Consider the following 11,644-nt stretch of genomic DNA (forward strand, 5'->3'; position numbering starts at 1 on the left):
AGCGCCCGCGCGCACGGCCTCGACGCGGAACTGACCACGCAGGGCGAATTCCTGCTCGGCATGGGCCTGCTCGAGCGCGCCGGCGCACTCGGCGCCAAGGCCGACGACGGCGAGCGGCAGACGATTTCCGAGGCCGTCGAACGCCTCGCCGGCCCCGATGCAATGGGTAAGCTGTTCAAGGTGATGACGATCAAGCCGGCGGCGAAAACGGGCTGACATCTGCAGCCAGTCCGTGCAAGCTGGTCCCGCCACTTGCCCGAGCTTCGCCCCTTGCTGAACTTCACCTTGACGAAACGGCCTGCGCGGACAACAAACCCATCCATGCTGAATCAGACCAGACCCGATCCAGTACGCTCGCCTCTGCTTGAGAAGGCGCAAGGCATACGCCACGGCTATTTCACCCGCGTCGGCGGCGTGTCCGGCGGCATCTACCATGGCCTCAACATCGGCACAGGCTCCAGTGACGATCAAACACTGGTCGCCGAGAACCGTCGCCGTGTTGCCGACTGGATGGGCGTGCCGGCGGATCATCTCCTCACCGCGCACCAGGTCCATTCCCCCGATGTGGTCATCGCCAGGGAGCCTTTCGCAAGCCCTCGCCCCAAGGCCGATGCCATCGTCACCGATCGGCCAGGCGTCGCCGTCGGCGCCTCGACGGCCGATTGCGGCCCGGTCCTGTTCGCCGACGCTGAAGCCCGCGTCGTCGGCGCGGCACACGCCGGTTGGAAAGGCGCCTTCACCGGCGTGCTCGAAAACACGGTTGCCGCGATGGAAGGCCTCGGCGCCCGCCGCGAGCGCATCGTCGCCGTGCTTGGCCCTTCCATCGGACCCGACAATTACGAGGTCGGGCCCGAATTCGTCGCCCGCTTCGTCGAAGCCGATGCAGGCAATCAGCGCTATTTCAGGCCGTCGGCCAGTCCCGGCCACTCGATGTTCGACCTCAACCAATATACGGTCGACCGGCTGCTAAGCGCCGGCGTGACCGCCGAGGGCCTCGGCCGCTGCACTTACGCGGAAGAAGATCTTTTCTATTCCTACCGGCGCACCACTCACCGCAAGGAAGCGGATTATGGGCGCCAGGTTTCGGCAATCGTTCTGGAGAAAGAGTAATGGCGCTGCATTTCGAACGTTCGGAATTCGACGCGCGGCGCGACCGGCTGCTGATCGAGATGGCCGAGAAGAAGCTCGACGCCGTGCTTTTGTTCGCGCAGGAGAGCATGTACTGGCTGACCGGCTACGACACCTTCGGCTTCTGCTTCTTCCAGTGCCTGGTGGTTAAGGCCGACGGCTCGATGGTGCTGCTCACCCGCTCGGCCGATTTGAGACAAGCGCGCCACACCTCGACCATCGAGAATATCGTGCTGTGGACCGACCGCGACGGCGCCAACCCCGCGATCGACCTGCGCAACCTGCTCAACGACCTCGATCTGCTCGGCGCCCGCATCGGCGTCGAATACGACACGCATGGCCTGACCGCCTACAATGGCCGCCGCGTGGATGAACAGCTACAGACCTTCGGCCAGATCGCCGATGCGTCCGGCATCGTCGGCCGGCTGCGGCTCTTCAAGAGCCCGGCTGAAGTCGCCAAGGCGGAAAAGGCGGCAAGCCTTTCCGACGATGCGCTCGATGCCGCTTTGCCGCTGATCAAGCAGGGCGGCGACGAGGGCCTTATCCTTGCCGCCATGCAAGGTGCCGTTTTTGCCGGCGGCGGCGACTATCCAGCCAACGAGTACATCATCGGTTCCGGCGCCGATGCCTTGCTTTGCCGCTACAAGGCCGGGCGCCGCAAGCTTACCAAGAACGACCAGCTGACGCTCGAATGGGCGGGCGTCTTCCATCACTACCACGCTCCGATGATGCGCACGGTGTTGACCGGCAAGGTCTCGAAGCGCCACCAGGAACTGTTCGATGCTGCCCGCGCCGCGCTGCTTGCGGTCGAGAAGGCGATGATGCCGGGCAACACCTTCGGTGATGTCTTCGATGCGCATGCCCGCACGCTCGAAGCGCATAGTCTGACCAAGCACCGGCTGAATGCCTGCGGCTACTCGGTCGGCGCCCGCTTCACGCCATCCTGGATGGATATGCCGATGTTCTACCAGGGCAATCCGGAGCCGATCGCGCCCAGCATGACGCTGTTCGCGCACATGATCATCATGGATTCAGAAACCGAAACGGCGATGACGCTTGGCCGCACCTACCTCACCACGGAATCGGCGCCGAAGCCGCTCTCCCGCCATGATCTCGACTTGATCGTACAGTGAATCCATAATGGTTGGTTCACGCGGGCGCGTCGCCACCAGGGAGTGTTCGGGCAAATGAGACGATCGCAGGTGACGACCGTGTCATTGCTTGCGGCGCTGGCGCTTGCCGCTTGCACCAACGCCAAGGACGTTCTCGATCCTTCCGCCGTCAAGCCGCCGGCTAATTCGGCCCAGGCTTTGCCGGCCACCCAGGGCACATCGGCCACTACCTCCCCGACCACGACCTCGCCAGCCCCCGCGGCGACGGCGGCCGCTTCGACATCCGCCACGCCGGCCCAGACCGCCGCCATCGCCAAGACCCGGCTGCAGGTGGCGCCGATCGTCGGGGCCTCCGTGGAGGCCGCGGCACCCTTGACAGCGGAACTGCAGGTGCGCGCCAGGCAGCGCGGCGTGACGCTCGTCGGCAGCACCGACCAGACGGCGACGCATGTGCTGAAAGGTTATTTTTCGACGATGTCCGAGGGCAAGGACACCACCGTCATCTATGTCTGGGACATCTACGACCCATCGGGCAACCGCCTGCATCGCATCAATGGCCAGCAGAAGGCGCCTTCCGTCGGCAGCGGCGAGGGTTGGCCGGCGGTCGCGCCGGCGACCATGCAGGCGATCGCCGATCAGACGATCGACCAGTTCACCGCCTGGCTCGGCAGCGGTGGCGCCGGCTAGTGCGATCTGTTGTGTTGCCGGCTTGCGATGCCGACGGCCTTTGTTGCGCCTTGTCGAAGGATTCCCGATCACGAGGCTTGCAATACCGGCGCGGGCCGCTAAAAGCCCGCTTAAAAGGCTCATGAGAGTCTGTCGGGTCTCTCCATCCTTCACCAGGAACGGTGCATGAAGCTTTTCGCGGGCAATTCCAATAGGGTGCTGGCCGAAGCGGTCGCTCGCTATCTCAACATCCCGCTGGGTAAGGCCAGCGTCAGGCGCTTCGCCGATCAGGAGATCTTCGTCGAGATCCAGGAGAACGTGCGCGGCGAGGATGTCTTCATCCTGCAGTCGACCTCCTATCCGACCAACGACCACCTGATGGAACTGCTCATCATGATGGACGCCTTCATGCGCTCCTCGGCAAGGCGCATCACGGCGGTCATCCCCTATTTCGGCTATGCCAGGCAGGACCGCCGCGCCTCCGGCCGCACGCCGATCTCGGCCAAGCTGGTCGCCAACATGATCACCCGGGCCGGCGCCGACCGTGTGCTGACGCTCGACCTGCATGCCGGCCAGATCCAGGGCTTCTTCGACATCCCGACCGACAATCTGTTCTCGGTGCCGGTGATGGCCCGCGACGTGAAGGCGAAATACAAGCAGCTCGGCAACGTCGTCGTCGTGTCACCCGACATCGGCGGCGTGGTGCGGGCGCGCGCGCTGGCCAAGCGCTTCGACGCTCAGCTCGCCATCGTCGACAAGCGCCGTGAACGCCCCGGCGAATCCGAGGTCATGAACATCATCGGCGCCGTGGCCGGCAAGGACTGCCTCTTGATCGACGACATCGTCGATTCCGGCGGCACGCTCTGCAACGCTGCCGACGCCCTGCTCGCCAACGGTGCCACCAGCGTCACCGCCTATATCACCCATGGCGTGCTCTCAGGCGGCGCCGTCACCCGCATCGCCGGCTCGAAGCTGCAGGAACTGGTGATCACCGATTCCATCCAGCCGAGCCAGGCCGTGCTCGACGCGCCCAACATCCGCGTCATCTCGATAGCCGACCTGATGGGCGAAGCCATTTCGCGCACGGCGACCGAGGAATCGGTCTCGAGCCTTTTCGACTAGAGCGCGGCGCCGCTGGCCTGAACTGAACCGGTCAGGCGCTTGCTGCCTTCGCCAGCCTCACGCGCGCCGCGCATATAACCGCGTGGCGAGGCCCCAAGCATGCGCTTGAACATGGTGATGAAGGCCGGCACGCTGTCGTAGCCGAGGTCGAGCGCCACCCTGGTGATCGGCTCGCCATCGGCAAGCCTGGGCAGCGCGGCGAACAGGCAGGCCTGCTGGCGCCATGTCGACAGCGACAGTCCGGTCTGGCGATGGAAGGCGCGGGTGAAGGAGCGCCGGCTCATGCCCGCGGCATCCGCCCATTCGTCGATCGTGGCATGCGGCGAAGGTGACGCCACGAAGCGCCGGCAGAGCGCCGCGAGCTTCGGGTCCGACGGGAAAGGCAGGCCAAGCGGCCGCTCCGGCAGGTTCGGGATCTCGTGCAGCAGAAGCCCCATGATCAGTCCCGCGCGCCCTTCGAGCTCGCCGCCCTGCGGCAGCTTCTCCGATTCCACGATCAGGCTGTGCATCAGCTCCGTGATGCCGACGACGCGTAAGCCCTCCGGCAAGCCGGGAATAGCATCCGGCATGACATAGACCGAGCGCATCGAGACATCGCCCAGCATCTCGACGGAATGCTCGATGCCGGCCGGTATCCACATCGCATGGTCGGGCGGGACCATCCAGCGGCCGTGCCTAGTCGTCACCAGCACCACGCCGACCAGCGCGTGCAGCAACTGGCTGCGGCTGTGGCGGTGCCGCGGCACGTGGTAACCGTCGGGATATTCGGTCGGCAACGCGACCGCCGGCCCGACAGCCTGCTCCAGCCATTGCCAGCGGCTTTCGTGCAGCCGGCCGAGCTCGGCGGCGTCGCCCCTGAAGATTTCCCGGCCATGCGGCATCGGATGTGGCCCACTTGCGAAACTATTGGACCAAACCACGAAAGAAGTCGCCATTCAAGTACATTATAAGGCGAGCGTCCTATCAGACTGCCTGCGGTTCGCCGCCAAAAAGACCACGGAGCATTGCCTTGACCGATACGACAGCCACCTCCGTCGCCGCACCGGCGACGGCAAGCAACATCTCGGTGCAAGCCACGGCCTTCACCGTCATTCTTGCGGTGAGCTTCTGCCACTGCGTCAACGACATCATGCAGTCGCTGCTTTCGGCTATCTATCCGCTGCTTAAGGACAATTACGGTCTCGATTTCTGGCAGATCGGCCTTTTGACCTTCACCTTCCAGGTTACGGCTTCGCTGCTGCAGCCGGTGATCGGCATGGTCACCGACAAGCGGCCGATGCCCTATTCCTTGCCTTGGGGCATGGCCTCGTCGCTGGTCGGGCTGGTGGTGCTCGCTCATGCCGGCCATTACTGGCTGCTCCTGATCGGCGCCTCGCTGATCGGCATCGGCTCGGCGATCTTCCATCCGGAATCCTCGCGCATCGCCCGCTTCGCCTCCGGCGGCCGCTTCGGCCTGGCGCAATCGCTGTTCCAGGTCGGCGGCAATTTCGGCCAGGCGATGGGACCGCTGCTCGCCGCCTTCATCGTCGTGCCTTTCGGCCAGACCAGCATCTCCTGGTTCGCCGTCGGCTCGCTGATCGGCATCATCGTTCTGTGGCAGGTCGGCGGCTGGTACAGCCGGCTGCGCGCCACGATGGCCACCCGCAAGCAGGCGGCCCACGTCTCGCCCTTCCCGCGCAGCAAGGTCATGTGGGCATTGGCGGTGCTGACGCTGCTGGTGCTGACCAAGAACGCCTATATCGCCTCGCTCTCCAGCTACTACACCTTCTACGCCATCCATAAGTTCGGCGTTTCGGTGCAGATGTCGCAGGTGATGCTGTTCCTGTTCCTCGGCGCCTCGGCGCTTGGCATCCTGCTCGGCGGCCCGTTCGGCGACCGCTACGGCCAGAAGGCGATGATCTGGTTCTCGATCGTCGGCGTGCTGCCGTTCACCCTGGCGCTGCCTTACGCCAATCTGGAATGGACGATGGTGCTCACCGTGCTGATCGGCCTGATCCTGTCGTCGGCCTTCTCCAACATCGTCGTCTTCGCGCAGGAGCTGGTCCCCGGCCGCGTCGGCATGATCGCCGGCATCTTCTTCGGCTTCGCCTTCGGCATGGGCGGCATCGCCGCGGCGGTGCTCGGCATCATCGCCGACGTGAAGGGCATCGACTTCGTCTACCAGATCTGCTCGTACCTGCCCTTCCTCGGCCTGCTCACCGTGTTCTTGCCGAACATGAGGGAAGCCCGGAAGGCTGGATAGGCAAAGTCTTTGGCTGGCGGGCAGGTTAGCGCTAGGCCGTCGCCGCCAACTCGATCAGCCCTGCCGCGAGTTCCGCCGCCTCGTCGTCGTTGCCGACCGAAGCGAGCGCTCGCCATGTGTGGAAATTGATGACTGCGCGTACTGCGGCATTCACGTATCTCTGCCGCTCGCCACTGGTCGCGGTTGTTTCCGCCAGAATCCGGTGGACGGCATCGATGTACCGTCCGAGCCCTTGATCGAGGATTTGCTTGAGGGCCGGTCGCAACTCCGCGTCCCGCAGAACGTTGGCCGTCATCGGCTCCGTCTCCCGATACCATGCGTAAAGGTCTTGCAAAACGCGGCGCCGGCGCATGGGCAGTTCCTTGATCGCCAGCCACACCGCCGGGTCAGGCGCCGGATGAAGTGTACGCCAGTGAGATGAGCAAGCGGCAAGCAGCGACTGCTCGTCGGGGAAATGGTCATAGACGGTTACCCGCTGCACACCGGCGCGACTGGCGATTTCGCTGATCTGCGTCGCCGCCGGTCCGACGGTGCGATGGAGTTCGATCGTCGCATCCAGAATCGATTGCCGCGTCTCCGCTGCGCGCTCGGCACGCTTCTTCTGCTGGTATTTTCGCGTGCTCATAATTTCGCCTTACATCATGTTAGATGAAACTTGACAGCTTTCATGTGGTCATGCATTATCAGCTTACAACGTGTAAGATGAAAAGGAAAAGCGAAATGGAAACCGCTCGCAGCGTGCTCGGCTCCGATGAGGGCCAGCTCGTACATCTCTTTGCTCTTGGTGCTCGCTACATGATTGATGGCGACACGACCAATCGGGCATTCAGTCTCGTCGAACATCGATTGCCGGCGCGAGCTCTCGGCGCACCATTACACACGCACCGCAACGAGGACGAATACTCCTACATCCTTGAAGGCCGCATCGGACTGCAGCTTGGCGAGGACCTATTGGTGGCCGGACCGGGAGACCTGGTCATGAAGCCGCGCGGCATCCCGCACGCCTTTTGGAACGCCGGTGACGAGGAGGCGCGCCTGCTCGAGTTGATATCGCCAGCCGGGTTCGAAGGATATTTTCGCGAACTGGCACCGCTGCTGGCCGCTCAGCCTATGGACGAGGCTGCAATCGGCGAGATTGTCGCCCGCTATCAACTCGATATCGACTTCAGCAGCATCCCCGTCCTCGCCGAGCGGCACGGGCTGCGTCTCGGATAGATCGGATTCATCCGCTCGCATGAAGGAAGCGCGGAAGGCCTAGGCTGAAGCTGCAATCCGATGAACCTGAGTTTCCTATGAGAAAGCACCCGCCCCGGGGCGGGTGCTTTGTTTTTGCCCATGGAACCTAAGCCTTGAAGAAGGCAAAGAGGTCGGCGTTGATCACGTCGGCGTGGGTCGTGGCCATGCCGTGCGGAAAACCCTTGTACACCTTGAGCTCACCCTTCTTGAGCAGCTTGATCGAAAGCAGCGCCGAATCCGCGATCGGAACGATCTGGTCGTCGTCGCCATGCATGACCAGCACCGGCACATCGATCTTCTTCAGGTCCTCGGAGAAGTCAGTCTCGGAGAACGCCTTGATGCAGTCGTAATGCGCCTTGGCGCCGCCCATCATGCCTTGGCGCCACCAATTGTCGATCACGCCCTCCGACACCGTCGCGCCCGGACGGTTGAAGCCGTAGAACGGACCGGCCGGAACGTCGCGGAAGAACTGGGCGCGGTTGGCAGTCAGCGCCGCGCGGAAACCGTCGAACACCCCGATCGGCAGGCCGCCGGGATTGGCATCGGTCTTGAGCATGATCGGCGGCACTGCGCCGATCAGCACGGCCTTGGCGACGCGGCCGCCGGAACCATACTGGGCGACATAGCGCGCCACCTCGCCGCCGCCGGTCGAATGCCCGACATGGATGGCGTCCTTGAGGTCGAGATGCGCGGTCAGCGCCGCCACGTCGGCGGCATAGGTGTCCATCTCGTTGCCGGTGTCGGTCTGGCTGGAGCGGCCATGTCCGCGGCGGTCATGCGCGATGGCGCGATAGCCCTTGGACAGGAAGAACAGCATCTGGGCGTCCCAGTCGTCGCTGCTCAACGGCCAGCCATGGTGGAAGACGATCGGCTGACCGGTCCCCCAGTCCTTGTAGAAGATCTGCGTTCCGTCCTTGGTGGTGATCGTGCCGCTGCCGGAGCCGGCCTTGGTCTGCGAAGCTTCAGTCATCTCCATCTCCTATGTAATTTTCGCCATAAATAATATCGCGATAAGGATATGCGTAACGTCTTCGAGCTCGCTTGTCCATAAAATATGTATCACGATAATATTTTCCGTGGTACATGATCGGTGCTCAGTCGGCAAAAGGAACGCGTCGTGCCTCTTCCCTTGGACAATCAGCTCTGTTTCACGCTTTACGCCACCAGCATGACAATCAATCGTACCTACAAGCCGATGCTGGACGAGATGGGGATCACGTATCCGCAATATCTGGTGCTGAACGCGCTCAGCGAGGCGGACGGCATATCAGTGGGCAGCATCGCGCACCGGCTCGCCCTGGAATCGAGCACCATTACGCCGCTGGTGAAGCGAATGGAACAGGCTGGCCTGCTCACCCGCCAGCGCAGCCAGACCGATGAGCGTCAGGTGCAGGTCGATCTGACACCCGCCGGACGCAAGCTGCTTGTCCGGTGCAATTGCCTCAACGAGACGCTGATCGAGCGCTCGGGCATGACGCTGGCTGAGCTCGATGCCCTGAACCGGCAAATCCAAACGTTGCGCGATGCGCTGAACAGCGGCGAAACTGCCGACGTCGCCTAAGGTGTGTTGTGTTGAGATTCAGGTAAGGCCGGCACCGCCTGAATTTCAAAGCCTCAATGCAGGCCGAACTCGCGCAGCAATTCCTCGCGGTAGCGCACGAAGCGGCTTTCGCTGCGGTCGCGCGGGCGTGGAAGATCCACATCGATGAGCCGCTCCGCGCCGCCCTTCTCCTTGGGCAGGATCAGCACCCGGTCGGCGAGATAGATCGCCTCTTCCAGGTCATGGGTGACTACGACCATGGTGACGTTCTCCTCATTCCAGATGCGCGCCAGTTCCTCCTGCATGGAGATCTTGGTCATGGCGTCGAGAGCCCCGAGCGGCTCGTCGAGCAGCAGGATCTCGGGCTGCACCGTCAGCGCCCGCGCGATGCCGACGCGCTGCGCCATGCCACCGGAAAGCTGCCTTGGATAGGCATCGGCGAACTCGGCAAGGCCGACCAGCGCGATATAGAAGCGCGCACGCTTCTCGGCTTCCGCCTTGGATACGCCGCGCACTTCGAGGCCGAAAGCGACATTGCCGAGCACGGTCAGCCAGGGCAGCAGGCGCGGCTCCTGGAAGATCACCGCCCGTTCCTCGCCGACGCCCTCGATCTCTCTCCCGTCGATCGCGACGGCGCCGCCATCGGCCCGCTCCAGCCCGGCCAGGATGCGCAGCAGCGTCGTCTTGCCGGAGCCGCTGGCGCCGACGATGACGAGGCATTCGCCGGAGCGGATGTCGAGATTGAGCGAGCGCAGCACCGCAAGCTGGCGCCCGCCGAGGCTGAAGGATTTCGACAGGTCGCGTATCGTGACCTCGCCGCCGCGTGCGATAGCCATGGCGCCAGCCTCCTTGCTCAGTTGGTCTTGGTTTCGCCGGGGCGGTAGAGGATGTCGGCAGCCTTGAGCTTGCCCTTCGGCAAACGGCCGTCACGCTCGAGGATGCTCACCCAGAAGTCGACGTCGCGGTCGGTCACCGCCGCCTTTTCGCGCAAGCCGAAGCCCGTCCAGTAGCGCGCCAGCTCGCCATTCTCGCCGCGTTTGTTGAGGACATCGGCGAGCACCTTGCGCGCCTCGTCCGGATTTTGCCGCGACCAGTCGGCGGCGCGCGCCGACTGTTCGACGAAGTTGCGGGCGGCGTCGGGATTGGCCGCGATGAAATCGCGCCGCAGCACGATGAAACCGCCGGCGATCTCGCCGAGCACATCGGTGTCGTTGAAAACGCCGCGCACGCCGCCATTGCTGACCAGCTGGCCGGCGAAGGTTGCCTGCCAATAGCCGAGGCCCGCGACATCGACCTGGTGCGAGCGCAAGGTCTGCTCGAGCTGCGGCCCCGGCACCACGACGAGCTTTGCGGCGTCCGGCGGCAGGCCGATGCCGTGCAGCGCCTCGCGCACCGTATAGTCGAGATGAGCGCCGAGCGTGTTGACCGAGATCGTCTTGCCGGCAATGTCGGCGATCGATTTGATCGGGCTGTCCTCGAGCACGTAGAAGACGCTTTTGACTTGGCTGTTGATGCCGTTGCTCGGATAGGCGGCGACGAAGTCGTTGCCGCCGGCGATGGAGTTGATCACGGCCGGCGTCGCAGCCGAGCCAAGGTCGACGCTGCCGGAAGCGAGCGCGAAGAGCGACTCCGGGCCGCCCGCGGCATAGCCGACATTCTCGAGCTCGATGCCGAGGCCCTTGAAATAGCCGAGCTCAGCGGCGAGCTCATGCGGGGAGAAGCTGCCGCGGCTGGCGAGATAGCGGATTTTGATGGAAGCGGCTTGCGAGCGCGCGATCGAAGGCAGGCCGGCGGCGATGATGCTGGCGGCAAGCGGGGCACGCAGGAGAAGCGAACGTCGTGTGATGGTCATGGTCCGGCCTTTCATGGTTTCAGGAACGACGGTGAAAGATTGGCGACTTAGCCGACGGTGCTGCTCCAGCGGCAGAGCCGCCGCTGCAGGCTGACCAGCGCCTGGTTGGCGATCAGGCCGAGCGCTGCGAGGATGACGATCGCCGCGAACATCAGCGGGATCTGGAAGTTGTACTGCGCATTCATCACCTGGAAGCCGATGCCCTTGTTGGCGCCGATCATTTCCGAGGCGATGAGCAGCAGCAGCGCGGTGGTGGCGCCGAGCCTCAAGCCGACGAAGATCGAGGGCACGGCGCCCGGCAAAACGACGCGGCGGAATATGGTCAGCCGCCGGGCGCCATAGACCCGCGCCATCTCGAGCAGCTTCGGATCGACCTCCTTGACGCCGCTGATCGTGTTGAGCAGCAGCGGAAACAGCGTCGCCCAGAAGATGACGAAGACCTTAGAGGCCTCGCCCAGTCCGAGCAGAAGGATGAACACCGGGTAGAGCGCCAGCGCCGAGGTCTGGCGGAAGAGCTGCAGGATCGGGTCGAGCGCGGTTTCCACGGCCCGCACCTGGCCCATGACCAGACCGAGCGGGATAGCGACGACGACGGCCGCCGCGAAGGCAAGGCCGGCGCGCTGCAGGCTGATGGCGATATCACCGAGCAGGCTGCCGCCGGCGAGCCCCTTCCACAGCGCTACGACAATCGTGTCGATCGGCGGCAGCACCGCTGCGTTGACCCAGCCGGCGCTCGCCGCCGCCTG

The 11,644-nt window shown here is 64.1% G+C and carries 13 protein-coding genes and 1 pseudogene; 8 read left to right on the forward strand and 6 right to left on the reverse strand.

The genetic code is table 11. From position 1 onward, the window contains the following. The 5 genes and pseudogenes from DH10_RS13765 to DH10_RS13785 all read left to right on the forward strand — a co-directional run. Nucleotides 1-216: pseudogene (locus DH10_RS13765) on the forward strand (class I SAM-dependent methyltransferase); the annotation flags it as partial. A gap of 105 nt (nucleotides 217-321) precedes the next feature. Then, nucleotides 322-1,110: a peptidoglycan editing factor PgeF gene (gene pgeF, locus DH10_RS13770; RefSeq protein ID WP_192256211.1), complete on the forward strand. Its 789-nt coding sequence runs from the start codon at nucleotides 322-324 to the stop codon at nucleotides 1,108-1,110. Next, entirely contained in the window at nucleotides 1,110-2,261 is a 1,152-nt protein-coding gene (locus DH10_RS13775) for a M24 family metallopeptidase (protein ID WP_192256213.1), read from the forward strand. Before pgeF ends, DH10_RS13775 begins: the two co-directional genes overlap by 1 nt. Nucleotides 2,262-2,315: 54 nt before the next feature. Next, nucleotides 2,316-2,927 carry a hypothetical protein gene (locus tag DH10_RS13780; protein ID WP_192256215.1) on the forward strand — a complete coding sequence of 204 codons (612 nt, stop codon included), beginning with the start codon at nucleotides 2,316-2,318 and terminating at the stop codon, nucleotides 2,925-2,927. Nucleotides 2,928-3,092: 165 nt separating this feature from the next. Further along, the gene (locus DH10_RS13785; protein ID WP_149790843.1) at nucleotides 3,093-4,028 is read left to right on the forward strand and encodes a ribose-phosphate pyrophosphokinase; all 936 of its coding nucleotides are present in this window, start codon (nucleotides 3,093-3,095) and stop codon (nucleotides 4,026-4,028) included. Here DH10_RS13785 and DH10_RS13790 read toward each other — a convergent pair. Further along, on the reverse strand, nucleotides 4,025-4,909 hold the full coding sequence (locus DH10_RS13790) for an AraC family transcriptional regulator (RefSeq protein WP_192256217.1): 885 nt from the start codon (nucleotides 4,907-4,909) through the stop codon (nucleotides 4,025-4,027). The genes DH10_RS13785 and DH10_RS13790 overlap by 4 nt on opposite strands. 128 nt (nucleotides 4,910-5,037) lie before the next feature. On the opposite strand from DH10_RS13790, the gene DH10_RS13795 reads away from it, so the two are divergent. Further along, on the forward strand, nucleotides 5,038-6,270 hold the full coding sequence (locus DH10_RS13795) for an MFS transporter (protein ID WP_192256219.1): 1,233 nt from the start codon (nucleotides 5,038-5,040) through the stop codon (nucleotides 6,268-6,270). A 31-nt stretch (nucleotides 6,271-6,301) separates the two neighbouring features. Here the strand turns inward: DH10_RS13795 and DH10_RS13800 are convergent, their stop codons facing one another. Further along, on the reverse strand, nucleotides 6,302-6,895 hold the full coding sequence (locus DH10_RS13800) for a TetR/AcrR family transcriptional regulator (protein ID WP_192256221.1): 594 nt from the start codon (nucleotides 6,893-6,895) through the stop codon (nucleotides 6,302-6,304). Between the two features lie 95 nt (nucleotides 6,896-6,990). Between DH10_RS13800 and DH10_RS13805 the strand changes: the two genes are divergently transcribed. After that, nucleotides 6,991-7,485 (forward strand): cupin domain-containing protein, encoded by a 495-nt coding sequence (locus DH10_RS13805; RefSeq protein WP_192256223.1) that lies wholly within the window; start codon nucleotides 6,991-6,993, stop codon nucleotides 7,483-7,485. Nucleotides 7,486-7,612: 127 nt separating this feature from the next. Here the strand turns inward: DH10_RS13805 and DH10_RS13810 are convergent, their stop codons facing one another. Beyond that, nucleotides 7,613-8,476: an alpha/beta fold hydrolase gene (locus DH10_RS13810; RefSeq protein WP_192256225.1), complete on the reverse strand. Its 864-nt coding sequence runs from the start codon at nucleotides 8,474-8,476 to the stop codon at nucleotides 7,613-7,615. 147 nt (nucleotides 8,477-8,623) lie between these two features. Here DH10_RS13810 and DH10_RS13815 point away from each other — a divergent pair, with 147 nt between their 5' ends. Then, entirely contained in the window at nucleotides 8,624-9,067 is a 444-nt protein-coding gene (locus tag DH10_RS13815) for a MarR family winged helix-turn-helix transcriptional regulator (protein ID WP_192256227.1), read from the forward strand. 53 nt (nucleotides 9,068-9,120) lie between these two features. On the opposite strand, the gene DH10_RS13820 is transcribed toward DH10_RS13815, so the two are convergent. From DH10_RS13820 to DH10_RS13830, 3 genes are all read right to left on the reverse strand, one after another. Next, nucleotides 9,121-9,882 carry an ABC transporter ATP-binding protein gene (locus DH10_RS13820; protein WP_192256229.1) on the reverse strand — a complete coding sequence of 254 codons (762 nt, stop codon included), beginning with the start codon at nucleotides 9,880-9,882 and terminating at the stop codon, nucleotides 9,121-9,123. 17 nt (nucleotides 9,883-9,899) lie between these two features. Continuing rightward, on the reverse strand, nucleotides 9,900-10,898 hold the full coding sequence (locus DH10_RS13825) for an ABC transporter substrate-binding protein (RefSeq protein WP_192256231.1): 999 nt from the start codon (nucleotides 10,896-10,898) through the stop codon (nucleotides 9,900-9,902). 47 nt (nucleotides 10,899-10,945) lie between these two features. Next, on the reverse strand, nucleotides 10,946-11,644 hold a 699-nt coding region (locus tag DH10_RS13830), incomplete at its 5' end, for an ABC transporter permease (protein ID WP_192384811.1).

The sequence above is a fragment of the Mesorhizobium silamurunense genome (assembly GCF_014843825.1).
Taxonomy (GTDB): domain Bacteria; phylum Pseudomonadota; class Alphaproteobacteria; order Rhizobiales; family Rhizobiaceae; genus Mesorhizobium; species Mesorhizobium silamurunense.